This is a genomic window from Streptomyces sp. NPDC057694 (assembly GCF_042799415.1).
GTDB lineage: Bacteria > Actinomycetota > Actinomycetes > Streptomycetales > Streptomycetaceae > Streptomyces.
In genome coordinates this window covers 121,804-146,994 of sequence record NZ_JBHVIX010000007.1, presented here as the reverse complement: position 1 = coordinate 146,994, position 25,191 = coordinate 121,804, and the positions used below count along the sequence as shown (strand labels likewise).

Here is a 25,191-nt window from a genome sequence, read left to right as displayed (position 1 = left end):
TTGGTGTGTTTCTTTGTTTTTGGGGGGGGGCGCGTTTGGTTGGGGGGGGGGGGGGAACTGCGCGAGAAGCGGCCACCGGCCGTCAGCCGACCGACATGCCGCAGTCGCCCCGCGCTCAAGACACCGGGTCAGAGATTGCCGCGCTTCTCCTGTTCCCGCTCGATCGCTTCGAAGAGGGCCTTGAAGTTGCCCTTGCCGAAGCCCATCGAGCCGTGGCGTTCGATCATCTCGAAGAAGACGGTCGGCTTGTCCTGGACCGGCTTGGTGAAGATCTGGAGGAGGTAGCCGTCCTCGTCGCGGTCGACGAGGATCTTCAGCTCGCGCAGCGTCTCGACGGGGACGCGGGTCTCGCCCGCCCACTCCCCGAGGGTGTCGTAGTACGAGTCGGGGGTGTCGAGGAACTGGACGCCGGCGGCGCGCATGGCGCGTACCGAGGCGACGATGTCGTTCGTGGCGAGCGCGAGGTGCTGGACGCCGGCGTCGCCGTAGAACTCCAGGTACTCGTCGATCTGGGACTTCTTCTTGGCGATGGCGGGCTCGTTGATCGGGAACTTCACCTTCAGGGTCCCGTCGGCCACCACCTTCGACATCAGCGCCGAGTACTCGGTCGCGATGTCGTCGCCCACGAACTCCTTCATGTTCGTGAAGCCCATGACCTTGTTGTAGAACGCCACCCACTCGTTCATCCGGCCGAGTTCGACGTTGCCGACGCAGTGGTCGATGGCCTGGAAGGTGCGCTTGGCGGGCGGCTCGACGATCGGCGCTGCGGCCTGGAAGCCGGGCAGGTACGGGCCGTCGTAGCCGGTGCGCTCGACCAGGGTGTGGCGGGTCTTGCCGTACGTGGCGATGGCGGCCCGGACGACGGTGCCGTGCTCGTCCTTCGACTCGTACGGCTCGACGATGCCGCGGGCGCCGTGCTCGACGGCGTACGCGTACGCGGCGCGCGCGTCCGGCACCTCGATGGCGAGGTCGACGACGCCGTCGCCGTGCGCCGCGACGTGGTCCTCCAGGAAGTGGCCCCAGTCGGTGGTGGCCTTGATGACGGAGGTGAGGACGAAGCGGGCGGAGCCGTTGGTCAGGACGTAGGACGCCGTCTCGCGGCTGCCGTTCTCCGGTCCGGAGTAGGCGACGAGCTTCATGCCGAAGGCGGTGGAGTAGTAGTGCGCGGCCTGCTTGGCATTGCCGACGGCGAAGACGACCGCGTCCATTCCCTTCACCGGGAAGGGGTCGGCCTCGCGCGCGGTGCTGGGAGTGTGAGCTGCTGTCTCAGTCATGTCTGGAGGCTCCCGCCGTTCCACAAGGTGCGCAATAGTTTGCGTATTCGCTGGACAATCCGACCAGCGACCGGCCGGTATCGGCGGGCTTTGTGTACAGGGTGACCACTGTGGAGGCGGGCATGGCGATCGATCATCTGGACGGCCGGATCATTGTGCTGCTCGCGCGGGAGCCGCGGATCGGGGTGCTGGAGATGTCCCGGCGGCTCGGGGTGGCGCGCGGCACCGTGCAGGCGCGACTGGACCGGCTTACCTCGAACGGAGTCATCCGCGGGTTCGGTCCGCAGGTGGACCCGGCGGCGCTCGGTTACCCGGTCACCGCGTTCGCCACGCTGCAGATCCGGCAGGGGCAAGGAGCCGACGTCAGGGCCCACTTGGACACCGTTCCGGAGGTGCTGGAGCTGCACACGACGACGGGCAGCGGCGACATGCTGTGCCGGCTCGTGGCCCGCTCCAACGCGGATCTTCAGCGGGTGATCGACCTGGTTGTCGGTTTTGATGGCATTGTCCGGGCTTCCACCGCGATCGTCATGGAGAACCCCGTTCCACTGCGCGTGATCCCGCTGGTGGAGCAGGCGTCGGGCGACTCCTGACGTGGGGCCGTCGGGAGATTCCCGACGGCTGTACGAACAGCGCCCGGCGCGAGGCGCGATGAACTTCTGGGACTATCTCGGCAGCCATCACCAGCAGCTGCTGTTCGACGCGTACCAGCACGCCAGCGAGGTCTTCCAGTGCATGCTGCTGGCGACCGTGATCGGCGCGCTGATCGGCGTGATCACGTACCGCAGCGACTGGGCGGGCAACCTCGCCACCTCGGCGACCTCCACCATCCTGACCATCCCCTCGCTGGCCCTGCTCGGTCTGCTCATCCCGGTCGTCGGCATCGGTGTGGCGCCGACCGTCATCGCGCTGACCCTGTACGGCCTGCTGCCGATCGTGCGCAACGCGATCGTGGGCCTGCGCGGTGTCGACCCGGCGCTGATCGACGCCGCCAAGGGCATCGGGATGTCCCGGCTGGCCCGCCTCGTACGGGTGGAGCTGCCGCTGGCGTGGCCGCCGATCCTGACCGGGATCCGGGTCTCCACCCAGATGCTGATGGGCATCGCCGCGATCGCCGCCTACGCCTCCGGACCGGGTCTCGGCAACGAGATCTTCCGCGGGATCGCCTCGCTGGGCAGCAAGAACGCACTGAACCAGGTACTCGCCGGGACCCTCGGCATCATCATCCTCGCCCTGCTCTTCGACGCCGTGTACGTCCTGATCGGGCGGCTGACCATCCCGAGGGGGATCCGTGTCTGAGAACCAGCCGGCCGCGACCGCCACCGAGCTGTCCGCGGTGCCGAAGGCCTCCGGTGCCAGCATCGAGCTGGAGAACCTGTCCAAGATCTATCCGGGCAATCCGAACCCGGCCGTCGACAGCGTCAACATGGAGATCAAGGCGGGCGAGCTCATCATCTTCGTCGGCCCCTCGGGGTGCGGTAAGTCCACCACCCTGAAGATGATCAACCGGCTGATCGAGCCGACGAGCGGCCGGATCCGGATCGGCGGCGAGGACGTCACCGACATGGACCCGGTGAAGCTGCGCCGCAAGGTCGGCTACGCGATCCAGTCCTCCGGGCTCTTCCCGCACATGACCGTCGCCCAGAACATCGCCCTCGTGCCGAAGATGATCGGCTGGTCGAAGTCGAAGGTGAAGGCGCGCGTGGAGGAGATGCTCGACCTCGTCGGGCTCGACGCGGGCGAGTTCCAGGGCCGCTATCCGCGCCAGCTCTCCGGCGGTCAGCAGCAGCGCGTGGGCGTGGCCCGGGCGCTCGCCGCCGACCCGCCGGTGCTGCTGATGGACGAGCCGTTCGGCGCCGTCGACCCGATCACCCGCGACCACCTCCAGGACGAGCTGATCCGGCTCCAGCACGAGCTGCACAAGACGATCGTGTTCGTCACCCACGACTTCGACGAGGCGATCAAGCTCGGGGACCGGATCGTGGTGCTGCGCGAGCACTCGCACATCGCCCAGTTCGACACCCCGGAGGCGATCCTCACCAACCCGGCCGACGACTTCGTCTCCGGGTTCGTCGGCGCGGGCGCGGCGCTGAAGCGGCTCAACCTCAGCCGCGTACGCGACGTGGAGGTCACCGACTATCCGACGGTGAGCGTCGACGACCCGCTCCAGGACATCTTCAACAAGCTGCGCGCGGCGGGCACCAACGAACTGCTGCTGCTCGACCGGCGCGGCCGCCCCTACAAGTGGCTGCGGCGCGGCGACCTGATGCGGGCCAAGGGCTCGCTGGCCCGCGCGGGCACCCTGGTCCACGACACGGTGACGTACGACGCGACGCTGCGCGACGCGCTGGAGGCGGTCCTCACCGACAACGCGGGCCGGGTCGCGGTCACCGGGCGGCGCGGCGAGTACGAGGGCGTCGTCGACATGGAGACGCTCATGAACTCCGTGCACGAACTCCTCGAGGCCGACCGCCTGGAGGCCATCGAGAGCCAGCACGAGCTGGAGAACGTCCGCGCCCAGCAGACCCAGGCGGAGCAGGAGGGCGTCAGCGCCCCGGACGGGGAGGCTCAGGCGTGAGTGGTCCGTCCAGTCAACAGCCCGGCAGGCATCGCAAGGGCGCGCCCCCGAAGGGGGCCAGGCCCGACGGCGAGCACGAGGTGATGGGCCTCGCGTTCCGCGACGACGGAGAGGACGCGGCCGAGCGGGAGGCGACACCGCCCGCGCCGAAGGAGCCGCGCCGCCTCACCTGGCAGAAGCTGACGTTCCTGCCCGTGCTGATCGCGGTGGTGCTGCTGATCACCTGGCTGTGGTTCCGCAACGCCGACCTCGACACCATCTCGAAGAACGCGCTCTCCGACGGCCAGGTCTGGAAGGACTTCAAGCAGCACATCCAGCTGACCGTCATCTCCACGTTCTTCGTGCTGATCATCGCGATCCCGCTGGGGATCCTGCTGACCCGCAAGATGTTCCGCAAGGCGACGCCGTTCGCGCTCGCCCTGGCCAACATGGGACAGGCGACCCCCGCGATCGGTCTGCTGGCGCTGCTGGTGATCTGGCTCGGCACCGGCCAGCGCTCGGCACTGATCGGCATCATCATCTACGCGATCCTGCCGGTGCTCTCCAACACGATCGCGGGCCTGAAGGCCAACGACCCGACCCTCATGGAGGCGGCGCGCGGCATCGGCATGTCGCCGGCGATGGTGCTGGCCAGGGTGGAACTGCCGCTGGCGGTGCCGCTGATCCTGGCCGGTGTGCGCACCGCGCTCGTCCTCAACGTCGGTACGGCCACCCTCGCGGTGTTCGGCGGCGGTGGCGGGCTCGGCACGCTCATCCAGGCCGGCATCACCAATCAGCGTATGCCGATCCTGCTGCTCGGCTCCATCCTGACGATCGCGCTCGCCCTGCTGGTGGACTGGCTGGCGTCGCTGGCCGAGGTGCTGCTCAGCCCGCGCGGACTGGAGGCGCGAACATGAAGCACCGCGTACGCGTGACCCTGGCCGCGACCGCCGGACTCGCCCTGCTCGCCGGGTGCGGGCTGACCAGCGGCAGTCCGATGGTCGACGACGTCTCCCCCGGCTCCATCGGCGCGGGCGAGCCGCTCAAGGGCGCGAACCTCGTCGTCACGTCCAAGGAGTTCACCGAACAGCTGGTCCTCGGCGCGATCATGGGCATCGCCTTCCAGGCGGCCGGCGCCGACGTCATCGACCGCACCGGCATCCAGGGCTCGGTCGGTGCCCGCGAGGCCATCAAGTCCGGTGACGCGGATGCCATGTACGAGTACACGGGCACGGCCTGGATCACGTACCTCGGCAACTCCGATCCGATCGCCGACCCGCAGAAGCAGTGGCAGGCCGTCAAGGACGCGGACGCCAAGAACGGCATCACGTGGCTGCCGCCGGCCCCGCTGAACAACACCTACGCGCTCGCCATGAACGCGGCCAACTTCAAGAAGTACGGCACGAAGAGCCTGTCCGAGGTCGCCGCGCTCGCGAAGTCGGACCCGAAGGCCGTCACGGTCTGCGTGGAGAGCGAGTTCGCCAACCGGGCCGACGGTCTGCGGGGCATGGAGAAGGCGTACGGGATGAGCATCCCCGCGTCGAACATCACGCAGATGGACAGCGGCATCATCTACACGCAGGTGAAGAAGGGCAGTTGCACCTTCGGCGAGGTGTACACCACCGACGGGCGCATCCGGTCGATGAACCTCCAGGTCATGGAGGACGACAAGCACTTCTTCCCGAACTACAACGCGGCTCCGGAGGTCAACTCCAAGGCGTACGAGAAGTACCCGAAGATGGCCGAGATCCTCGACCCGATCTCGAAGAAGCTGACCAATCCCGTCGCCCAGGACCTCAACGCCAAGGTCGACGTGGACGGCGAGGACCCGCACCAGGTGGCCCTGGACTGGATGGTGAAGGAGGGCTTCGTGAAGGAGGGCGACGGCTAGCAGCTCGGCACGCTGCCGCTGCCCTTCTCCATGCTGGTCAGCGCGGTGACCGCGCCCTTGAGCGTGGTCACCGGGACCAGCCGCATCGACTTCGGCGCCGACGCCTTCGCGTCCGAGCACTCCGCCTTCGGTACGAGGAAGACGGTGGCGCCGTCGCGGTCGGCGGCCTGCACCTTCATCGAGACTCCGCCGACGGCGCCGACCTTGCCGTTCGCGTCGATGGTGCCGGTGCCCGCGATGGACTTCCCGCCGGTCAGGTCGCCGCCGCTGCCGTCGCCGTCGAGCATGTCGACGATGCCCAGCGAGAACAGCAGGCCCGCGCTGGGGCCGCCGACGTCGCCGAGCTGGAGAGTGACCTTCACGTCCTTGCTCGCGTCGCCGAGGTAGGCCAGCGCGGCCTCGGTGGCGGCGTCCTGCGAGCCCTTCATCTCGTCCTGGTTGTGCTTCTCGATCTCCTTGGTGGAGTCGCCCGCCGGGTACACGGCGTCGCGGGGCATGACCGCGCGGTCGTCCCGGAACCAGCTGTCGATCACGTCGGAGAGGTGGATCGAGGCGTCGGGCCCGGTCGCCAGGATCGTCACCGCACGGAGCTTGCCGCTGGTGTCGCGGGTGTCGGCGCCGGAGATCTCGATGACGGGTTTGCCGTCCGACGTCCCCAGCACGTTCGTCGTGGGGCCCGGCTGGGCCACCGAGAACGGCAGCGGGGCCAGGGCTGTGATCGCGAGCAGCGCGATCACCGGGAGCGCGCAGAGGGCTAGGGCCTTGGGGCGGCTGAGGCGATTGAGCACGGGGCCAATCTAACGTGGCCCCCTATGGGGCTGCGCCCACGGCTCCGGTGGTAACCGGTCACACCGGTCCCCGTCCGCGGCCCGGTGGGGGCTGGTCTCGCAGTTCCCCGCGCCCCTGGGTCGTCGTTCGGCGGACGGCCGGTGGCCTCTTCCCGCGCAGTTCCCCGCGCCCCTGAAGCGAGCGAAGCTCGCCCTCAGGGGCGCGGGGAACTGCGCGACCAGCCACGACGAAAGCCGCACCCGACCGACAGCCTCGTCAGCGCAGGGCGTCGGAAACTTCGCGGGCGGCGTCCAGGACACGCGGCCCGACCCGCTCCGGCACGGCATCGGCCAGCATGACGACCCCGACGCTCCCCTCGACCCCGCTCACCCCGAGCAGGGGCGCGGCGGCGCCACTGGCCCCGGCCTCCAGCTCACCGTGGGTGAGGGTGTACCCGGTCTCGGGCAGCACCCCCTGCCGGGCCCCGAGAATGGCGCGACCGGCGGCGCCCCGGTCGAGCGGATGGCGGAAACCGGTCCGGTACGCCACGTGATAGTCGGTCCAGGTCGGCTCGACGACGGCGACCGCGAGGGCCTCCGAGCCGTCGACCAGCGTCAGATGGGCCGTCGCCCCGATGTCCTCGGCCAGCGAGCGCAGGGCGGGCAGCGCGGCCTCGCGCACCAGCGGATGGACCTGCCGGCCCAGGCGCAGGACGCCGAGCCCGACCCGGGCGCGGCCGCCCAGGTCACGGCGGACGAGAGCGTGCTGCTCGAGCGTGGCGAGCAGGCGGTAGACGACCGTGCGGTTGACGCCGAGCTTGTTGGAGAGCTCGGTCACGGTCAGCCCGTGGTCGGTGTCGGCGAGCAGTTTGAGGACGCGCAGTCCCCGGTCGAGCGTCTGGGAGGTCTCCGCGGTCACGACGCCCACTCCTTTGGTGGTGAGGGTCGGCGGTCCCTGTGCGGCGGTCGCGCCGCCGGTCCCGTGGCGACGCGCGTCAGAGGCCGCCGGTCGGATATCAGGCGCTGGGCTGCATACGGCTGCATGCGACCACTTCTGCGTACGTTCCACAATTCCGTGCGTACCGGCTGCGCTCCGCGGCGGCGCTGCCACGGGGCGTGTGTGTTGCCCGGAATCTAGCGAGGTCGTCCCGCTGAGCGGAAGACTCCGTCCAGAATCCGGGCAACCGGAAGCCGGACTTGCGGGCAATTGCCCGCACTTGCCGCCCGGGTTCACTTCACCTTGTGTTCACTTCGCCCGGACCCGGCCCACCTCGCCCCGCCCCGGGCTCACGACATCCGGGTCGCCCACTCCTGGACCTTGGTGATGCGCTGGCGCAGCTGTCCGGCGGTGGCCTCGGCGCTCGGCGGGCCGCCGCAGACCCGGCGCAGCTCGGTGTGGATGACACCGTGCGGCTTGCCGCTCTGATGCACGTACGCGCCGACGATCGTGTTGAGCTTCTTGCGCAGCTCCATCATCTCCTTGTGGGAGACGACGGGCCGCCGCTCGGCCGGCAATTCGAGGAGGTCGGCCTCGGTGTCGGGCTTCTTCTTGCTGTGCGCGATCTGCCGGGCCTGCCGCTTCTGGAGGAGCAGCTGCACCTGGTCGGGTTCGAGCAGGCCCGGGATGCCGAGGTAGTCCTGCTCCTCCTCGCTGCCGGGGTGGGCCTGCATGCCGAATTCGGCGCCGTCGTAGAGGACCCGGTCGAAGACGGCCTCGGACTCCAGGGCCTCGAAGGAGAACTGCTCCTGCTCGCCGGTGTCCTCGTCCTCCTGCTTGTTCGCCTCGTCCATCTCCTTCTCGGACTCGGCGTAGGGGTCCTCCTCCCCCTCCTTCTTCGGCTTGTCGAGCACGTGGTCGCGCTCGACCTCCATCTCGTTGGCGTGGCCGAGCAGGTCGGGGACGGTCGGCAGGAAGACGGAGGCGGTCTCGCCGCGCCGCCGTGACCGCACGAAACGGCCGACGGCCTGCGCGAAGAACAGCGGGGTCGAGATCGTCGTCGCGTACACGCCGACCGCGAGGCGCGGGACGTCGACGCCCTCGGACACCATGCGGACGGCGACCATCCAGCGGTCCTCGCTCGCGGCGAAGTCGTCGATCCGCTTCGAGGCGCCGGTGTCGTCGGACAGGACGAGCGTCGCCTTGCTGCCGGTGATCTCGCGGATCAGCTTGGCGTAGGCGCGGGCCTGCTCCTGGTCGGAGGCGATGACGAGGGCGCCCGCGTCCGGGATGCCCTTGCGGACCTCGGTGAGGCGGGCGTCGGCGGCGCGCAGCACGCTCGGCATCCACTCGCCGCGCGGGTCGAGGGCGGTGCGCCACGCCTGGCTGACGGCGTCCTTCGTCATCGGCTCGCCGAGGCGGGCGGCGATCTCGTCACCGGCCTTGGTGCGCCAGCGCATCTGGCCGCTGTAGCTGAGGAATATCACCGGCCGGACGACGCCGTCGGCGAGCGCGCTGCCGTAGCCGTAGGTGTAGTCGGCCGAGGAGCGGCGGATGCCGTCGTTGCCCTCCTCGTACTGGACGAAGGGGATCGGGTTGGTGTCGGACCGGAACGGCGTACCGGTCAGCGCCAGGCGCCGGGTGGCGGGCTCGAAGGCCTCCAGGCACGCCTCGCCCCACGACTTGGAGTCACCGGCGTGGTGGATCTCGTCGAGGATCACGAGGGTCTTGCGCTGCTCGCTGCGGTTGCGGTGCAGCATCGGGCGCACGCCGACACCCGCGTACGTGATGGCGACGCCGTCGTACTCCTTGCTGAGCGGGCCCGCGCTGTACTCCGGGTCCAGCTTGATGCCGACGCGCGCGGCCGCCTCGGCCCACTGCTTCTTCAGGTGCTCGGTCGGCGCGACCACGGTCACCTGCTGCACGACGTGGTGGTGCAGCAGCCAAGAGGCGAGGGTGAGCGCGAAGGTGGTCTTTCCGGCGCCCGGGGTGGCGACCGCGAGGAAGTCGCGGGGCTGCTCCTGGAGGTACCGCTCCATCGCCCCCTGCTGCCAGGCACGCAGCTTGTTGGCCGTGCCCCAGGGGGCGCGGCCGGGGAAGGCGGGCGAGAGGTGGCTGGACGGGGTCGGGGCGGCGGTCTGTGCGGTACTGGCGTCGTTGGCGGTGGTCACGGTCTCCGGCTCGGCAGATCGGGGGCGTATGACAACCGGTCCACCCTACCGGTGGCGAGGTTGACGTTTCCGCATCACGAGGCCGGGCGGGTGCCGGGTGGGATGTGTGTCACAGATCAACTCCCCGCATTTCACCGGTAGTCAGGAGGCCGTCACGGGCGGGCGTGCAGCCGCGTGCCCACCCACGCCCCGGCGAGGGCGACGACGGCCATCGGCAGGAACACGGCGAGGAAGGCGGCCGGGTGCGAACCGGTCGCGCCCTGCGTGGCGCCGTGGCCGACCGCTCCCCCGCCGAGCGCGGCGAAGGCGGCGCCGCCGGCGGCGAGCAGTACGGCGTTCGAGAGGCCGTCGGAGATCTGAAGGGCCGCGGAGTTCGCGCCGGCCTCCTCGGGCGCCGACAGCTTGAGGAGCAGCACGCTGGTCGAGGAGATCACCAGGCCCATGCCCAGGCACCCGAAGCCCCAGGCCACGGCGACGGTCCAGACCGGCACCGACGCGAGCAGCACGCTGGGCGCGGTGGTGATGGCGGCGGCGACGAGCACCATGCCGCCGGCGACCAGCCGCTCGCGGTAGGGCTCCAGGCGGGGCCGCGACTGGAGCCACGAGCCCAGCGCCCAGGTGGCACCGCCCGCGGCGAGCGAGAACCCGGCCATCGTCGGCGACACGCCCCGCTGGGTGACCAGCATCAGCGGCACGAACGACTCGGCCGCGATGAACGAGCCCGCCGCGATCCCGCGCAGCAGCACCACCGAGGGCAGCCCGCGCACGGCCCGGTAGGTACCGCGGGGCAGCAGGCCGAGCACGGACGGTACGAGCAGCGCGGCTCCGGCGAGGCCCGGCAGGAGGGAGAGGAGGCGCAGGTCCTGGGCCGCGTACTGGAGCAGCCCGGCGCCCAGCGAGATCCCGAACGCGAGCCGGATCCGCCGCCGGTCGAGGGCCGCGGGCACGGCTCCGGCCGGCGCACCGGCGGCACGCCGCCCGATCTGCGGCAGGGCGAGCGCGAGCGGCAGCAGGACGAGCGCGGGGATGCCGAGGAACACCCAGCGCCAGCCGAGATGTTCGGTGACGGCGCCGGCGGCCAGCGGTCCGACGACCGACGGCACGACCCAGCTCGCCGCGAACGCCGCCATGATCGCGGGCCGCAGCCGCTCCGGGTAGGCCCGGCTGACGACGACGTACAGCGCGACGATGACCAGTCCCCCGCCGAGCCCCTGCACGGCCCGCCCCGCCACGAACAGCCACATGCTCCCCGCGGTCCCGGCCAGCACGAGCCCGGCGGCGAAGGTCCCGATCCCGGCGGTCACCGGCCCGAGCGGGCCGCGCCGGTCGGCCCACTGTCCGGCGAGCACCATGCCGAAGAGGCTGGTGGTGAAGTAGCCGGAGAACGCGAACGCGTACAGGGACACCCCGTCCAGGTCCCGCGCGGCGACCGGCATCGCGGTGCCCACGGCGGTCGCCTCGAAGGCGATGAGCAGGACGACGGTGACGATGCCGATGCTCAGCGCCCGGTACCCGCGCCCCAGGACGCCTCCGTCGGGAGCCGGGGCGGGGGCGGTTTCAGTGGCCGGGGCGGCGGTGCCGGCGTCGTCGAGGGCGCTCATGCCGCTCAGCGTAAGGGCCAAAACCGGGAGTGGCCCCTGTCCGGAGTCGGGCTTCCCCTGGTCCCTTGGTCGTACGTCCCCGAGCCCCGCGGCCCGCACGTTCATGAACGGCGTGTGGCAGTCCCGTTGCGGGCGGCGCGGAACCCTTGAGGCGGGCAGGGGCACGGCCTACGGTCGAGAACAACAACAGCAAGAGCTTGGCCGTATGCCCGAGTGGCTTAGGGATTCGCCTGCGCTGCATCCATCAGCGGGCTCCGCCCGCGGGGAAGCACACCGGTTCGATCCCGGTTACGGCCTTGCCGCGCGACGCACAACTCAACATGGCCGTATGCCCGAGTGGCTTAGGGATTCGCCTGCAAAGCGAAGCACACCGGTTCGATTCCGGTTACGGCCTCCACTGGAGCCCCCGGTGCGCGAAGAGCGCCGGGGGTTCCTTCGTGTTCAGCCGCCCGCGACGAGCACCACGCCCCCGCCGACGACGATCACCGCGAAGACGACGAACGCGAGCACGAAGAGGAACAGCTTCCCGGCGGAAGGGGCGGGCTCGTAGGCCCGGGGCTGCTCCGGACCGGGCTCTCGCGAAGCAGGCTCAAGGGGCATGCCTCCACCGTAGAACTCCGCCCGGACCGCCCGGCGAGCGGGTCAGCGGACCGCCGCCCGGTCCAGCCGCGCCAGCACCGCGTCGACGCTCTCGGAGACGGACAACCCGGACGTGTCGAGCCACAGGCCGATCCGCGGCGTCTCCTCGCGCAGCACGCGGTCGAGCCCCTCGACGCCCCACTCCCCGTATCCGCGCTTGTCCCGCCCGGTCTCCCGCTCCGCGACGACATCCGCGCGCGGCGCCAGCACGACCACGTACAACGGCCGTACGCCGATCCCGTCGACGTACTCCCGGAGCCACTCGCCGAGCACGACGTCCTGAACGACTGCCGTGAACCCTGCCCGCGCGTACGCCTCAGCGGCCATCGCCGACTGCCGGTGGCGGAGTCGGAGTTGAGCCTCGGCCTCCTGCCCCGCACCGGGCTCGTAGTCGACCCGCCCAGAGACGACCATCCGCCGGAACATATCGCCGCGCACATGCGCGGCGCGCGGCAGCCGCTCGGCGAGGGCCTGCGCGACGGTGGACTTGCCTGCGGCCATGACACCGGTGACGAGCACGACGGCGGAGTCGAGGGAGTGGGTCATCGGGACCTGGCGGGCTACTGGGGCTCCATGACCGGCGCCGGTTCCGGGGTCACCACCGCCGCCTGGGGGCGGATCGGGAGGCGGTTGACCGGGCGGCCCGTTGCCGCTCGGACCGCCGCGGCCACCGCTGCCGGGGACGTGACGACCGGGGCCGCGCTGGCCGCCTTGGCGCCGAAGGGGGCCACCACGTCGCGCTCCTCCACGAGCTTCACGATGCGGATGTCCGGGGCGTCCAGCGACGTGGGCAGGGCGTAGCCCGTCAGGTCGGGGCGGCGCACGATGCCCTTGGGGGTGCGCAGGTTCTCGGTGAGGGCCGCGCCCACTCCCTGGGTGACGCCCGCCTCGATGCGGGCGGCGAGCTGGCCGGGGTTGAGGATGCGGCCGACGTCCTGGGCCACCGCGAGTTCGACGACCCGGACCGAGCCGATCTCGATGTCGACGTCCACGACCGCGCGGATCGCGCAGAAGGCGAGACCGACGAAGGCGTCGCCCTGGCCCTGCGCGTCGAGCGGCTCCGTCGGATGCGGGCGGCACTGGGCCGTCGCCCACAACTCCTTGCCGTCCATGGCCTCTTCGACCGTGGTGGACAGCACCCCGTCGTACGAGGTGATCTTGCCGTCGGCGATCTGGAGCAGCTCCGTGGACATGCCGAACTTGTGGGCCAGGGGCTGGAGGAGCTGGGTGCGGACCATCTTCGCCGCGCGTTCCACCGCGCCGCCCGAGACCCACGTGTGGCGGCCCCGGCAGCCGGGGCCGGCCGGCGGCTGGTCGGTGTCGACCGGGGCGATGTGGACCTCGTCGATGCCGAGGGTGTCCTGGACGATCTGGCGGGCCAGCGTCGAGAAGCCCTGACCGGTCTCGACGGCCGCGCAGATGACCGTGGCGACGCCGTCGTGGACCTTGACCGTGGCCGTGGAGACCTCGTCGGCGCCCTCGGCGCCGAGCATGTGCACCATGCCGATGCCGTAGCCGACCCCGCGCCGGACCGCGCCGGGCTCGCCCGCGCCCTCGGGGCCGCCGGGCAGCAGCCAGTCCTCCTCCGGGGTGTCCTTGGGAAGCGGCGGCAGCGGGAACTCCCGTACCGCGTCCAGGAGTTCGGCGACCGGCGCCGGGCAGGTCACCGTCTGGCCGGTGGGCAGCACGTCACCGGTCGCGAGGACGTTGCGCATGCGCAGCTCGGCCGGGTCGACGCCGACCTTCTTCGCCAGCTTGTCCATCTGCGCCTCGTACGCCGCGCAGACCTGCATCGCGCCCTCGCCCCGGACGTGCCCGGACGGCGGGTTGTTGGTGCGCACCGCCCAGCCCTCGATCGAGGCGTGCGGCACGACGTACGGGCCGCAGGCGAAGGCGACGGCCGCCGCGAGGGCGTCCGACGACGTGTCCGCGTACGCGCCCGCGTCGAGCAGGATCTGTGCCTCCACCTTCACCAACTTGCCCTCGGCGTCGGCGTGGTGACGGTATCTCAGCAGTGTCGGGTGGCGGTGCGGGTGGCCGAGGAAGGACTCCTCGCGGGTCGCCGTCAGCTTGACCGGGCAGCCGGTCTGGAGGGCCAGCAGGCCCAGCGGCAGATGGAAGCTCGGGTCCTCGCGGTCGCCGGTCGCGCCGGGGACCCCGGTGACGACGACCTTCACGCGCTCCGGCTCCAGGCCGTAGCGGGCCGCCGCCGCGTCGCGGTCGCCGTGCGGGTCGTTCGACGCGATGTACAGCTCCACGCCGCCGTCGGGACGCGGCACGGCGAGCCCGGCCTCGGCGCCGATGGGCGCCGGGTCCTGGCGGCCGATGCGGTACAGCCCCTCGACGATCACCTCGCCCTGCACCTCGGTGTCGCCGTGGCTCAGCGGGATGTGCCGGACCAGATTGCCGTCGGGGTGCAGCGGTTCGGCGGCGAAGGACTGCTCGGGGTCCGTGACCGGGTCGAGGATCTCGTACTCGACGATGATCGCCGCAGCGGCCATCCGGGCGGTGTCCGGATGGTCGGCAGCCACCGCCGCGAGCGCCTCGCCGTGATGGCGTACGACGTCGGAGGCGAAGACCGGACGGTCCTGGGTGCGGTGTCCCGCGGGCGGGCCGCCGGGCACGTCCTCGTGCGTGACGACCGCGCGCACCCCGGGCATCTCGCGCGCCTGTGCGGTGTCGATGGAGACCACGCGCGCGTGCGCGTGCGGAGAACGCAGGATCGCCGCCCACAGGAGCCCCTCGGCCCACAGGTCGGCGGCGTAGGGGAAGGTGCCCTCCGCCTTGGCTCCGGCCTCCGCCGAGGGCAGTGTGGTGCCCAGGCCGTGCGGGATCCCCTCCGCTTCGGGGGACACGCCCGCAGGGGCCTCGGTCGTCTCGTTCGTCACGCCTGGCCTCCGTCCTGGAACAGGTCATCGCCGGCCGGTCCCGCCTGGCGCGGGATGCGGGGCTCGTCGTCCTCCTGCTCGGCGGCCGCCGAGCGGGCGGACGCCTTGCGCTCCTCGGCCACCTCGCGCACCGCGTCCAGGACGCCGCGATAGCCGGAGCAGCGGCACAGGTTGCCGCACAGCGCCTTGCGGGTCTCCAGATCGGTGGGGTCCGGATTGCCCTCCAGCAGGTCGTGCACCGTCATCGCCATGCCGGGGACGCAGAACCCGCACTGGACGGCGCCGCACGCGGCCAGCGCGCGCTGCACGTCGGAGGGCTGTCCGTCCTCGGCGAGGCCCTCGACGGTGCGGACCTCGCTGCCCGCCGCGGTCGCCGCCGGGACCAGGCAGGAGGCGACGAGCCGGCCGTCCACCTGCACGTTGCACGCGCCGCACTCGCCCTGCGAGCAGCCGTCCTTGGCTCCCGCAAGGCCGAGGCGCTCGCGCAGTACGTACAGGAGCGACTCGCCGATCCAGGCGTCCGTGACGGGGCGGTCGGCGCCGTTGACCCGCAGGACGTAGCTGGCGAGGGGGTGGTCGTCGTGGAGGGGGGTGGTGGCGGTGGCAGGCTGTCCGGGCTCGTCCACCGGCTCCGGCTCGGCGGTCTGCTCGGGCGGGTCGGCCTCCGCCGTCCCGTCGGGCTGATCGGCGGGCTCGGCCTCTTCGGCGGCGGGGGCGGCCTGCTCATCGGGCTGCTCGTCGGGCACAGGCTGCTCGTCGACGGCCGGCTCGGACTCGGGCTCCGGCTCCTCGGCGGGCGCTTCCGGTGCGAGGCCGACCGCTTCCGGTACGAGGTCGACGGCGTCCGGTACGGGGGCGGGCGCGTCCGGTGCGGGGGCCTGCGCCTCCTGGGCCCAGGCCCGCGCGGACACCTCCTGCTCCGGCGCCTGCGGCTCGGCCTGCCGGACGGGTTCGGGGGCGGGCATCGGGTCGGGCTCGGGCAGCGGTTCCGGGGCCTGCGCCGGGGCGGGCTCCCGCATCCACTCCTGCGTCGCCCACGGCGCGGGCGCGCCGCCCGGCAGCGTCGCGGGCGGCATCCGGTCACCCCACTGGGCGGCCAGCGCGGACGCCGTGAACTCGCCCGACTCGTCCGGGAGTTCACCGTCGGCGACGGGGATCGACCACTGGCCGGTCTGCCCCTGCGCGGCCTCGGCGCCGACGTTCCCGTACGGCTGCTGCCCGTACGGGTCCTGCTCGTACGACTCCTGCCCGTACGGCCCCTGCTCGTACGGTCCCTGGCCCGCCTCGGGCCAGCTGACGTCATGGGCCTCGGCGGGCTGCGCGGGCTGCTGTGCGGACTGCTGGGGGACGGCGCCGGTCAGGTCCGGCGGCAGCACCCACACCCCGGTCGCCGCCGGGTCGGTGGCGGCGGCGCCGGTGGCCGGGCTCACCGTTATCTGCGGCGGCACGTACCCGTGGCCCGGCGCGGCCAGCGGCGCGTCCGGGAAGCCGTCGGGCGGCAGCTGGACGAAGGCCGTGGCATCGGAGTCGTACTCGCCCTGCGGCAGCGGCTGCCAGCCGTCGCCCTGGTCGTGGCGGTCGCGTCCCGGGTAGTCGTTCGTCACGACAGCGCCCTCCCAAGTGCACGTCGGGCCAGCGCGGCGACGGTGCGCCGCAGATGCAGTACTCCGGCCGGCAGCGTCTCCTGCGTGCCGTCCGGAGCGGGGGCCGGGTCCGGGATGCAGGCCGCGGCGACGTACTCGCCGAACGCCTGGATCGCCTCCGGCACGAGCGCGCCGCGCTCGCCGTCCCAGTCGATGAGCGAGGCCACCCACTGCTCGGCCTCCAGCGGGCGCAGCGGCATCGGCGCGATGGCGCCGACCGCGCAGCGCACTCCGCGCCGGGCCGGGTCGAGGACGAGCGCGACGGAGGCGGTCGCCCGCCCGGGGCCGGTCCGCCCGGTCGCCTTGAGGAAGACCTGCGGGGCGTGCAGCAGCGGCACCCGCACGAAGCCGATCAGCTCGCCGGGCCGCAGCATCTCCATGCCCGCGAGCAGATGCGAGACGGGGACCTCGCGGCGCGCGCCGCCGGGCCCCGCGATGATCAATGTGGCTTCCAGGGCGGCCAGTACGGGCAGTGCGTCGTTGGTCGGGGCGGCCGAGGCGATGTTGCCGCCGAGCGTGCCCGCGTTGCGGATCTGCGGCGGGCCCGCGGCGCGGGCGGACGCGGCGAGGGCCGGGATGAGCGCGGCGAAGTCGGGGCGGCCCATGCGGGCGTGGGTCAGACCGGCGCCGAGCAGCGCGTGTCCGTCCTGGTACTGCCAGCCGCGGATCTCGCTGATCCGGCCGAGGCCGACCAGGGCGGCGGGACGGAGTTGACCCGCGTTGACCTGGGCCATGAGGTCGGTGCCGCCGGCCACGGGCACGGCTGCGGGCATCGCGGCGAGCGCCGCGACCGCCTCGTCGAGCGAACCCGGAAGTACCGCGGCCTGTGTCGCCTGCGGTGCGTGCGTGGTCAAACCGGCTGCCCCTTCCCGATGTCCGGCCGCGCGCCCGGCGGTCCGCCGGTCCCCGCGTGGTCCGCGTGCGACCGCCGTTCCCGCCGTTACGCCTGTTCCGCCGTACGGTACGTGCTGACAGGCCGGACGTGGCAACTCTGGCACATCTTCCCGGGAGCCCGGAGAGGGGGTCCGGTAGGAGGCATTCGCCCCTTCCACCTGGGAGATGACCGAAATGACAGGGCATCGCCCGTGCGCACGAATTGGCCCTCTTCGGTGATGTATGGGAGGGCGTGAAGGACCCGTCGCGGTGGACCCGGGCGGGCCCACCGCGACGGGGCTCTGCTCACACGTTCGGCGGCGCGCCTTCGAGCGGCCGGCCGAGGACGCCGGGGCGCTGCTGCCACGGCAACGGGCCGTCCGGGCGCCGGTAGTCGACGCCGAGGGCGTCAAGTCGCCGGTAGTGGGCGGTCATCCGGCGCTCGAAGTCCGCGTAGTCGCGCTCGTCGGGCTCGGGCAGTTCGCTCCAGGCCACCTCGCTGAAGGCGGACAGCCGCGGGAAGGCCTGGTAGTCGACGCGCCGGGCGTCCTCCATCACCTCGGTCCACAGGTTGGCCTGGGTGCCCAGGACATGGCGGGCCTCGTCCTCGGTGAGCTGCGGCGGAACCGGCTCGAAGCGGTAGACGTCCTCCAGGGTGCGGACGTACCCGATGGGGACGGGTTCGTCGGCGCCGTCGGCCTGCCGGTAGTCCAGGTACACCTGCTGGAGCGGGCACATGACGACGTCGTGGCCCGCGCGTGCGGCGGTGATCCCGCCCTCGTAGCCGCGCCACGAGGAGACGGTCGCGCCGGGCGCGAGCCCGCCTTCGAGGATCTCGTCCCAGCCGACGAGCCGGCGCCCGCGCTCGCTCAGCCAGGTGTCGAAGTGCCGGATGAACCAGGACTGGAGCTCGTCCTCGTCCTTCAGGCCGAGTTCGGCGATCCGGGCCTGGGCGGTGGGCGAGGCCTTCCACTGGTCCTTGGGGCACTCGTCCCCGCCGACGTGGATGAAGGTGGAGGGGAACAGCTCCAGGAGCTCCTCGAAGACGCCCTCGTAGAAGCGCAGGACGGTCTCGGTCGGGGCGAGGACGTTCGGGTTGACGCCCCAGGTGTCCCAGACGGGCAGGGCCGCCGTGTCGACCACGTCGGAGTTGCCCAGCTCCGGGTAGGCGTGGATGGCGGCCTGCGAGTGGCCCGGGATGTCGATCTCGGGCACGACGGCGATGTGCCGGGCGTGGGCGTAGGCGACGATCTCGCGGATGTCGTCCTGCGTGTAGAACCCGCCGTGCGGCTTGTCCTCCCACAGCTCCGAGGCGCGGTGGCCGTACTTGGTCCGGGTCCGCCAGGAGCCGTCCTCGGTGAGCTTGGGGTGGCGCTTGATCTCGACGCGCCAGCCCTGGTCGTCGCTGAGGTGGAAGTGGAAGACGTTGAGCTTGTGCGCGGCCAGCAGGTCGAGGAAGCGCAGTACGCCGTCCTTGGGCATGAAGTGCCGGGCGACGTCGAGCATCGCGCCGCGCCAGCCGAAGCGCGGCGCGTCCTCGATGTCGGTCAGCGGCAGCCGCCAGACGCGGCCGGGCAGCGGTGCGCGCCGGAAGGCGTCCGCGCCGAGGAGCTGACGCAGCGTCTGGGCGCCCCAGAACACCCCGGCGGGCGAGCCGCCCCGCAGGTCGACCCCGCGCGGGGTGACGGAGAGCCGGTAGCCCTCCGTGGGGAGTTCGCCGTCGACGGACAGCCGGATGAGGTCCCCGTCGCCCGCGTCCTTGGGCGGCAGCGGGAGGCCGGTCGCGGCGCCGACCGTGGCGCGCAGCCAGCGGGCGGTGTCCTCGGTGCCCGCCCCGGCGGCGATCCCGGTGCCGTCGCCGACGGCGAGGTACTGGTCGCCGTAACCGGCGACCGATCGGGGGGCCGGAATCAGATCCATGAAGCTCAGTCCTTAACCGCGCCGCCGAGCCCGGACACCAGGCGCCGCTGTACGAGTACGAAGAAGACCAGTACCGGAATGGTCATCACGGTCGACGCTGCCATGATTCCGCCCCAGTCGTTCTCGTCCGGTTTGAAGAAGACGAGCAGGGCCATCGGAAGCGTCGACTGGGAGGTGTCGCTGATGATGAACGACTTCGCGAACAGGAAGTCGTTCCAGGTGGAGATGAAGGAGAAGACGCTCGTCGCCACAAGGCCGGGGAAGACCAGCGGAAAGAGGATCTGCCACAGGAACCGGGAGCGGCTGGCGCCGTCCAGGTAGGCGGCCTCCTCCAGTGCTTCGGGCACGGCTTTCACGAATCCGCGCAGCATCCAGATCGCGAACGGCAGCGAGAACGCGAGGTGCGGCAGGATCAGCGAGCCGAGCGTGTTGAGCTGCCCGAAGTCCCGCATGAGGAAGAACAGCGGAATGGTCAGGGCCTCGACCGGCACCATCTGCGCGACGAGGAACATGATGAGCAGTGTCGTGCGGAACCGGAATCGAAAGCGCGTCACCGCCGTCGCCGCGAGAAACGCGACGAGCGCCGAGACGATCACGACCGTCCCCGCCACGATCAGACTGTTGAGGAAGTAACGGCCGAATTCCTGCTGTTGGAACACGCGGCGGAACGAGTCGAGCGACGGATCGAGGGTCCAGGGGCGCGGCTCGGTCGATTCGATCTCCCCGGCCGGTTTGAGGGCGCTGAGCACCATCCAATAGAGGGGAAAGGCGACGACGACCGCGATCAGCAGCGCGGACGCCTCGGCGGCGAGCCGCCAGGGCCGTTGGATTCTCACAGTTCCCTGCCCTCCCTGCGCATCAGCCGCAGATAGACGAGCGTGACCACGAGCAGGATGACGAGCATCACGACGCCGATGGCCGAGCCGAGGCTGTACTCGCTGCCGGCGAACGCCTTCTGATACGCGTACACGTTGAGGACGAGGTTCTGTCCGGCGATGCCGCCGCCGCCCGTCATCACGTAGATCTGGGTGAAGACCTTGAAGTCCCAGATGACCGACTGGATGGTGACGACGACGAGGATCGGGCGGAGCATCGGCGCGGTGACCGAACGCCAGGTCCGCCACTGGGAGGCCCCGTCCAGGGAGGCGGCCTCCAGGACCTCGCCCGGGATGGCGCGGATGCCCGCGTAGACGGTGACCATCACGAACGGGAAGGAGCACCAGACCACTTCGAGCAGGACCAGCGCGAAGGCGCTGTAGCGGCCGTACGTCCACGAGAAGTCGCCGAGTCCGAGGACCTTGTTCACCGGGCCGAAGTCGGCGTCGAAGAGGAACATCCAGACGGTGGAGCCGGTGATCGCCGGGGTGGCCCAGGCGCCGAGCGCGGCCAGCATCAGCGCGAGCCGGGGCACCGCCCGCACCCGGGTGAGCAGCACGGCCAGCGCGCAGCCCACCAGGAGCGTGGAGACGACGCAGGCGGCGGCGAACAGCACGGTGGCGAGCAGCACCTGCCAGAACTGGCTGTCGGCGAACAGCTCCTGGTAGTTGCCCAGCCCCCGGAAGGTGGTCGGGGCGCCGCCGCTGACCTGGGCCTGGGTGTACTCCAGGAACGAGATCAGGCCGAGCTGGTAGATCGGGTAGACGAGCAGGCCGCCCAGCAGGACGAGCGCGGGGGCGAGATAGAGCCAGGGCGCCCATCTCCCGCCCCGCGCGTGCACGGAACTCACCCGGCGGCTCCGAACGCCTGGTCCATCTTCTTCGCGGCGTCGCCGGAGGCCGCCCCGACGTTCTTACGGCCGCTGACGATCTCCTGGAACATGGTGGGCAGCACCTGGGAGGCGTCGATCTGCGCCCAGGCGGGCGAGGCGGGCACGAACTTGGCGCCGGAGCCGAGGGTCTTCACGAAGGGCGCGACGAACGGCTCCTCCTTGGCGACGTCCTGGCGCACGTCGGTGTAGGTCGGCAGGAAGCCCATGCCGGAGAAGAGGCCGCGCTGGGCGTCCTTGCCGGCGAGCTGCTTCATCAGGTCGACGGCGAGCGTGCGGTGCGAGGTGCTCTTCAGGACGCCGATGTTGTTGCCGCCGGCGAAGGCGGGCGCGATGTCGCCCTCCTTGACGCCGGGCAGCGGCACGACCGCGTACTTGCCCTTCACCGCGCCGTCCTCCATGGCCTGGTGGCTGAAGTCGCCGCCGATGGCCATGGCGGACTTGCCGGTTGCGAAGGCGGTGACGGTGTCGTTGCCGCCCATCGCGGCGCACTTGGCGGCGGGACAGTTCGCGTCGCCGAAGAGCGAGGTGTAGGCCTTGATGCCCTTCTGGGCGGCGGGGCTGTCGATCGCCGAGGTGTACGAGTCACCCTTCTTGTCGGCGAGTTCGCCGCCGTTCGCCCAGATGAAGGGCATCGCGCCGTAGGTGTACGCGCCGCCGACCGCGAGCCCGTACAGCTCCGGCTTCGCCTTGTGGATCTTCTTGGCGGTGGCGGCGAGTTCGGCCTGTGTCCTGGGGACGTCGATCCCGAGGTCCTTGAAGACGTCGGTCCGGTAGTAGAGGGCCCGTACGCCGACGAAGTAGGGGGCGCCGTAGATCTTCCCGTCGACGGTCACCGACTCCTTGGCGGTCGGGTCGGTGTCGGCGGCCTCGTCCCAGGCGCCGAACTCCTCGGTCACGTCGGCGAGTCCGCCGTCCTTCACGTACCCGGCGGTGTCGGTGTTGCCGTACTCGATGACGTCGGGGGCGCTCTTCGGGTCGTTGAAGGCGGCCTTGATCTTCTCGGCGCGGGTCTCGACGGGTATGTACTCGATCTTCACCTGCGCGCCGTCGTGCGCCTTCTCGAAGGCGGCGACGGCCGTGTCCATGACCTTCTTCTTGGGGCCGTTGTTGACCTCCTGGAAGAGCCAGACGCGCAGCGTGCCGCTCTTGTCGTCCTTCGCGGAGTCGCTGCCGCCGGACGTGCCGGGGGCGCACGCGGCGGTGGCGGCGAGCACGAGTGCGGTGAGCGGAAGGGCAGTTCGGGCAAGGGGCTTCAACGGAAACGCCTCCGAAGTGTCGTTGCAACATACGCAATGGTTCTTTCGCTGTGCACAACACGACGGAGGCTAGAAGGACTGGACCATTGAGCGCAATGGTTTGCGGGCAACACGGTTCACGGACAACACGAAGGCCCCCGGCGTGCGTCACCGCACACCGGGGGCCTCGTCGGCCGGGAGGGAGGGGCTACTTCTTGCCGCCGCCGTCCTTGCCCTTGTCGTTGTCGCCGCCCGAGCCCATGGACTCGTAGATCTCCTTGCACATGGGACAGACGGGATACTTCTTCGGGTCACGGCCCGGAACCCACACCTTGCCGCAGAGCGCCACGACAGGCGTACCGTCCAGCGCGCTCGCCATGATCTTGTCCTTCTGGACATAGTGGGCGAAGCGCTCGTGATCGCCGTCACCGTGCGACGTCTGCGGTGTCGGCTCTACGAGGGTCCCCGTACCTGTCCCGCGCTCGGGCTCAAGAGTGCTCATAACCGCCAAGGGTACTTAAGCCCGCCCCCAGGGCGAAGAGTCGTCGGTGCGCTTAGTTGAGCGAGGGATCGTCCGGATAGGTCGCCACCATCGCCAGCTCGCTGCGCTGGCGGCGCAGCACCGCGCGCCACAGTCCCTCGGGCCGGGTGGCGGAGACGTCCCCCGGCTCCGACTCGACGACGTACCAGGCGCCCTCGGACAGCTCGTTCTGCAACTGGCCCGGGCCCCACCCCGAGTACCCGGCGAAGATCCGCAGCGAGCCGAGTGCCGCGGCCAGCAGCTCAGGCGGCGTCTCCAGGTCGACGAGGCCGATCGCGCCGTGCACCCGGCGCCAGCCGAGCGGCCCGCTCGCCGAGGCGCCGCCGGGGATCACCGCGACGCCGAGCGCCGAGTCGAGGGAGACCGGTCCGCCCTGGAAGACGACGCCCGGCTCACCGGCCAGTTCGCCCCAGCCCTCCAGGATGTCGCCGACGTCCACCGGGGTGGGCCGGTTGAGGACGACGCCGAGCGAGCCCTTCTCGTCGTGGTCGAGAAGCAGCACGACCGCCCGGTCGAAATTCGGGTCCGCGAGGGCGGGTGTGGCCACGAGCAGTCGCCCTGTGAGCGAGGACACCTCGGTCATGCCAGACATGATCCCGCATCTTCGTGCCGTACGGGGAGCCGTGCGCAACTCCCGTATGCATGCAGGTCGGCGCGCATGGAAGCGGAAGGGGCGCACCGGACAGGACCGTCACCCCTTGTGTCCGTTTCAGAGCGGTTCGTGTTGTAGCGAAGTCATGACGCTTCAGGCCGACCGCGGGCTTACGGAACAGGGGGAGGCGGCCCTTACCCTTGTCCCTTGGTCCCCTGCCCACCCTCATCGGAACGCGAGATTCATGACCGTCACCGGCATTGACGACGTACTGCTTGTCCACGGCGGAACCCCGCTGGAGGGCGAGATCCGTGTCCGCGGCGCGAAGAACCTCGTGCCCAAGGCCATGGTCGCGGCGCTGCTCGGCAGCGCTCCGAGCCGGCTGCGCAATGTCCCCGACATCCGCGACGTCCGGGTCGTACGCGGACTGCTGCAGCTGCACGGCGTGACGGTCCGCCCCGGTGAGGAGCCGGGCGAGCTGGTGATGGACCCCTCGCACGTGGAGTCGGCGAATGTCGCCGACATCGACGCGCACGCGGGCTCCTCGCGCATCCCGATCCTCCTCTGCGGCCCGCTGCTGCACCGTCTCGGCCACGCGTTCATCCCGGGCCTGGGCGGCTGCGACATCGGCGGCCGGCCGATCGACTTCCACTTCGAGGTGCTGCGCCAGTTCGGCGCGACGATCGAGAAGCGGGCGGACGGCCAGTACCTGGAGGCCCCGCAGCGGCTGCGCGGCACCAAGATCCGCCTCCCCTACCCCTCCGTGGGCGCCACCGAGCAGGTCCTGCTCACGGCCGTCCTCGCCGAGGGCGTCACGGAGCTCTCCAACGCCGCGGTGGAGCCGGAGATCGAGGACCTGATCTGCGTTCTGCAGAAAATGGGCGCGATCATCGCGATGGACACCGACCGCACCATCCGCATCACCGGTGTCGACACGCTCGGCGGCTACACGCACCGCGCGCTCTCCGACCGCCTGGAAGCCGCCTCCTGGGCCTCCGCGGCGCTCGCCACCGAGGGCGACATCTACGTCCGCGGCGCCCAGCAGCGCTCGATGATGACGTTCCTCAACACGTACCGGAAGGTCGGCGGCGCCTTCGAGATCGACGACGCGGGCATCCGCTTCTGGCACCCCGGCGGCCAGCTGAAGTCCATCGCCCTGGAGACGGACGTCCACCCCGGCTTCCAGACCGACTGGCAGCAGCCGCTCGTCGTCGCGCTCACGCAGGCCACGGGCCTGTCCATCGTCCACGAGACGGTCTACGAGTCGCGGCTCGGCTTCACCTCCGCGCTCAACCAGATGGGCGCGCACATCCAGCTCTACCGCGAGTGCCTGGGCGGCTCCGACTGCCGCTTCGGCCAGCGCAACTTCCTGCACTCCGCCGTCGTCTCCGGGCCCACCAAGCTGGAGGGCGCCGACCTGGTCATCCCCGACCTGCGCGGTGGCTTCTCGTACCTGATCGCGGCGCTGGCCGCGCAGGGCACGTCGCGGGTGCACGGCATCGATCTGATCAACCGGGGATACGAGAACTTCATGGAGAAGCTCGTGGAACTCGGCGCCAAGGTCGAGCTCCCCGGCAAGGCGCTGGGCTAGCCGCCTGTACGTGGATGGGGGCCGCCCGGGACTTCCCGGGCGGCCCCCATCGTCGTTTCCCGGCCTTTCCCGGCCACCGGGCTGCCCCGAGGGCTCTCGCGGCCGTCTGCGGCCCGGTGGGGCTCCTCGCGCAGTTCCCCGCGCCCCTGAAGGCATGCGCTTCGGGCGCCTTCCCCCACCCGGCAGACGGCCCCAAAACGCCGGCGGGGGGGGGGGTACGGTGAAGGCTCCATCCCGCTCTCCATACCCCCAACCCCCCTCCCCCCCCGCCTCTCCCCCTCCCTCTCGCCCCCCCCCCACCCC

22 protein-coding genes and 1 tRNA gene are annotated in these 25,191 nt (G+C 71.2%); 7 read left to right on the top strand and 16 right to left on the bottom strand.

All coding sequences use genetic code 11. The features are described from left to right. Nucleotides 1-128: 128 nt before the first annotated feature. Nucleotides 129-1,274 carry a 4-hydroxyphenylpyruvate dioxygenase gene (gene hppD, locus ACFVDP_RS18430; protein ID WP_383490623.1) on the bottom strand — a complete coding sequence of 382 codons (1,146 nt, stop codon included), beginning with the start codon at nt 1,272-1,274 and terminating at the stop codon, nt 129-131. Nucleotides 1,275-1,396: 122 nt separating this feature from the next. Here hppD and ACFVDP_RS18425 point away from each other — a divergent pair, with 122 nt between their 5' ends. From ACFVDP_RS18425 to ACFVDP_RS18405, 5 genes are all read left to right on the top strand, one after another. Next, nucleotides 1,397-1,867 (top strand): Lrp/AsnC family transcriptional regulator, encoded by a 471-nt coding sequence (locus ACFVDP_RS18425; protein WP_383490951.1) that lies wholly within the window; start codon nt 1,397-1,399, stop codon nt 1,865-1,867. A 58-nt stretch (nt 1,868-1,925) separates the two neighbouring features. Further along, a complete protein-coding gene (locus ACFVDP_RS18420; RefSeq protein WP_383490621.1) occupies nt 1,926-2,573 on the top strand; it encodes an ABC transporter permease in 648 nt (215 codons plus the stop codon). Further along, complete coding sequence (locus ACFVDP_RS18415) at nt 2,566-3,852, top strand: betaine/proline/choline family ABC transporter ATP-binding protein (protein WP_383490619.1); 1,287 nt, start codon at nt 2,566-2,568, stop codon at nt 3,850-3,852. Before ACFVDP_RS18420 ends, ACFVDP_RS18415 begins: the two co-directional genes overlap by 8 nt. 83 nt (nt 3,853-3,935) lie before the next feature. Then, the gene (locus tag ACFVDP_RS18410; protein WP_383490949.1) at nt 3,936-4,748 is read left to right on the top strand and encodes an ABC transporter permease; all 813 of its coding nucleotides are present in this window, start codon (nt 3,936-3,938) and stop codon (nt 4,746-4,748) included. Next, entirely contained in the window at nt 4,745-5,722 is a 978-nt protein-coding gene (locus tag ACFVDP_RS18405; RefSeq protein ID WP_383490617.1) for a glycine betaine ABC transporter substrate-binding protein, read from the top strand. The genes ACFVDP_RS18410 and ACFVDP_RS18405 overlap by 4 nt, the downstream gene beginning before the upstream one ends. Here the strand turns inward: ACFVDP_RS18405 and ACFVDP_RS18400 are convergent. The 4 genes from ACFVDP_RS18400 to ACFVDP_RS18385 form a co-directional block, all read right to left on the bottom strand. After that, entirely contained in the window at nt 5,719-6,510 is a 792-nt protein-coding gene (locus ACFVDP_RS18400; protein ID WP_383490615.1) for a S16 family serine protease, read from the bottom strand. The two genes, ACFVDP_RS18405 and ACFVDP_RS18400, sit on opposite strands and share 4 nt — an antisense overlap. 256 nt (nt 6,511-6,766) lie before the next feature. Then, nucleotides 6,767-7,408, bottom strand: coding sequence for an IclR family transcriptional regulator (locus ACFVDP_RS18395; protein ID WP_383490613.1), 642 nt, complete (start codon nt 7,406-7,408; stop codon nt 6,767-6,769). 368 nt (nt 7,409-7,776) lie between these two features. Further along, a complete protein-coding gene (locus ACFVDP_RS18390) occupies nt 7,777-9,597 on the bottom strand; it encodes a DEAD/DEAH box helicase (protein ID WP_383490612.1) in 1,821 nt (606 codons plus the stop codon). 152 nt (nt 9,598-9,749) lie between these two features. Continuing rightward, nucleotides 9,750-11,198: an MFS transporter gene (locus ACFVDP_RS18385; protein ID WP_383490610.1), complete on the bottom strand. Its 1,449-nt coding sequence runs from the start codon at nt 11,196-11,198 to the stop codon at nt 9,750-9,752. 322 nt (nt 11,199-11,520) lie between these two features. Here ACFVDP_RS18385 and ACFVDP_RS18380 point away from each other — a divergent pair. Further along, nucleotides 11,521-11,595 (top strand) — tRNA-Cys (locus ACFVDP_RS18380). A gap of 44 nt (nt 11,596-11,639) precedes the next feature. Here ACFVDP_RS18380 and ACFVDP_RS18375 read toward each other — a convergent pair. The 11 genes from ACFVDP_RS18375 to ACFVDP_RS18325 all read right to left on the bottom strand — a co-directional run bounded on the left by ACFVDP_RS18375 (nt 11,640) and on the right by ACFVDP_RS18325 (nt 23,288). Then, entirely contained in the window at nt 11,640-11,798 is a 159-nt protein-coding gene (locus tag ACFVDP_RS18375) for a hypothetical protein (RefSeq protein WP_383490608.1), read from the bottom strand. Nucleotides 11,799-11,840: 42 nt separating this feature from the next. Further along, the gene (locus tag ACFVDP_RS18370) at nt 11,841-12,383 is read right to left on the bottom strand and encodes an AAA family ATPase (RefSeq protein ID WP_383490606.1); all 543 of its coding nucleotides are present in this window, start codon (nt 12,381-12,383) and stop codon (nt 11,841-11,843) included. Nucleotides 12,384-12,397: 14 nt separating this feature from the next. Then, nucleotides 12,398-14,725, bottom strand: a complete 2,328-nt coding sequence (locus ACFVDP_RS18365) for a xanthine dehydrogenase family protein molybdopterin-binding subunit (RefSeq protein WP_383490604.1) — start codon at nt 14,723-14,725, stop codon at nt 12,398-12,400. After that, nucleotides 14,722-16,329 (bottom strand): 2Fe-2S iron-sulfur cluster-binding protein, encoded by a 1,608-nt coding sequence (locus ACFVDP_RS18360; protein WP_383490602.1) that lies wholly within the window; start codon nt 16,327-16,329, stop codon nt 14,722-14,724. The genes ACFVDP_RS18365 and ACFVDP_RS18360 overlap by 4 nt, the downstream gene beginning before the upstream one ends. Continuing rightward, nucleotides 16,326-17,222 carry an FAD binding domain-containing protein gene (locus ACFVDP_RS18355; RefSeq protein ID WP_383490600.1) on the bottom strand — a complete coding sequence of 299 codons (897 nt, stop codon included), beginning with the start codon at nt 17,220-17,222 and terminating at the stop codon, nt 16,326-16,328. Before ACFVDP_RS18355 ends, ACFVDP_RS18360 begins: the two co-directional genes overlap by 4 nt. A 325-nt stretch (nt 17,223-17,547) precedes the next feature. After that, entirely contained in the window at nt 17,548-19,161 is a 1,614-nt protein-coding gene (locus ACFVDP_RS18350) for a beta-N-acetylhexosaminidase (RefSeq protein ID WP_383490598.1), read from the bottom strand. A 5-nt stretch (nt 19,162-19,166) separates the two neighbouring features. Further along, nucleotides 19,167-19,997 (bottom strand): carbohydrate ABC transporter permease, encoded by an 831-nt coding sequence (locus tag ACFVDP_RS18345; protein WP_383490596.1) that lies wholly within the window; start codon nt 19,995-19,997, stop codon nt 19,167-19,169. Then, a complete protein-coding gene (locus tag ACFVDP_RS18340; RefSeq protein WP_383490594.1) occupies nt 19,994-20,887 on the bottom strand; it encodes a carbohydrate ABC transporter permease in 894 nt (297 codons plus the stop codon). The genes ACFVDP_RS18345 and ACFVDP_RS18340 overlap by 4 nt, the downstream gene beginning before the upstream one ends. Next, nucleotides 20,884-22,185, bottom strand: a complete 1,302-nt coding sequence (locus ACFVDP_RS18335) for an extracellular solute-binding protein (RefSeq protein WP_383490592.1) — start codon at nt 22,183-22,185, stop codon at nt 20,884-20,886. The genes ACFVDP_RS18340 and ACFVDP_RS18335 overlap by 4 nt, the downstream gene beginning before the upstream one ends. Nucleotides 22,186-22,372: 187 nt before the next feature. Next, on the bottom strand, nt 22,373-22,666 hold the full coding sequence (locus ACFVDP_RS18330) for a DUF3039 domain-containing protein (protein ID WP_383490590.1): 294 nt from the start codon (nt 22,664-22,666) through the stop codon (nt 22,373-22,375). 52 nt (nt 22,667-22,718) lie between these two features. Further along, on the bottom strand, nt 22,719-23,288 hold the full coding sequence (locus tag ACFVDP_RS18325) for a YqgE/AlgH family protein (protein WP_383490588.1): 570 nt from the start codon (nt 23,286-23,288) through the stop codon (nt 22,719-22,721). 253 nt (nt 23,289-23,541) lie between these two features. Here ACFVDP_RS18325 and murA point away from each other — a divergent pair, with 253 nt between their 5' ends. Then, nucleotides 23,542-24,888 carry a UDP-N-acetylglucosamine 1-carboxyvinyltransferase gene (murA, locus tag ACFVDP_RS18320; protein WP_383490586.1) on the top strand — a complete coding sequence of 449 codons (1,347 nt, stop codon included), beginning with the start codon at nt 23,542-23,544 and terminating at the stop codon, nt 24,886-24,888. The last annotated feature ends 303 nt before the right edge of the window (nt 24,889-25,191 follow it).

Coding starts and splice junctions, on each gene's coding strand:
- hppD (WP_383490623.1), bottom strand. CDS start 1,274: ATGACTGAGACAGCAGCTCACACTCCCAGCACCGCGCGCGAGGCCGAC.
- ACFVDP_RS18425 (WP_383490951.1), top strand. CDS start 1,397: ATGGCGATCGATCATCTGGACGGCCGGATCATTGTGCTGCTCGCGCGG.
- ACFVDP_RS18420 (WP_383490621.1), top strand. CDS start 1,926: ATGAACTTCTGGGACTATCTCGGCAGCCATCACCAGCAGCTGCTGTTC.
- ACFVDP_RS18410 (WP_383490949.1), top strand. CDS start 3,936: ATGGGCCTCGCGTTCCGCGACGACGGAGAGGACGCGGCCGAGCGGGAG.
- ACFVDP_RS18405 (WP_383490617.1), top strand. CDS start 4,745: ATGAAGCACCGCGTACGCGTGACCCTGGCCGCGACCGCCGGACTCGCC.
- ACFVDP_RS18385 (WP_383490610.1), bottom strand. CDS start 11,198: ATGAGCGCCCTCGACGACGCCGGCACCGCCGCCCCGGCCACTGAAACC.
- ACFVDP_RS18375 (WP_383490608.1), bottom strand. CDS start 11,798: ATGCCCCTTGAGCCTGCTTCGCGAGAGCCCGGTCCGGAGCAGCCCCGG.
- ACFVDP_RS18370 (WP_383490606.1), bottom strand. CDS start 12,383: ATGACCCACTCCCTCGACTCCGCCGTCGTGCTCGTCACCGGTGTCATG.
- ACFVDP_RS18350 (WP_383490598.1), bottom strand. CDS start 19,161: ATGGATCTGATTCCGGCCCCCCGATCGGTCGCCGGTTACGGCGACCAG.
- ACFVDP_RS18330 (WP_383490590.1), bottom strand. CDS start 22,666: ATGAGCACTCTTGAGCCCGAGCGCGGGACAGGTACGGGGACCCTCGTA.
- ACFVDP_RS18325 (WP_383490588.1), bottom strand. CDS start 23,288: ATGACCGAGGTGTCCTCGCTCACAGGGCGACTGCTCGTGGCCACACCC.
- murA (WP_383490586.1), top strand. CDS start 23,542: ATGACCGTCACCGGCATTGACGACGTACTGCTTGTCCACGGCGGAACC.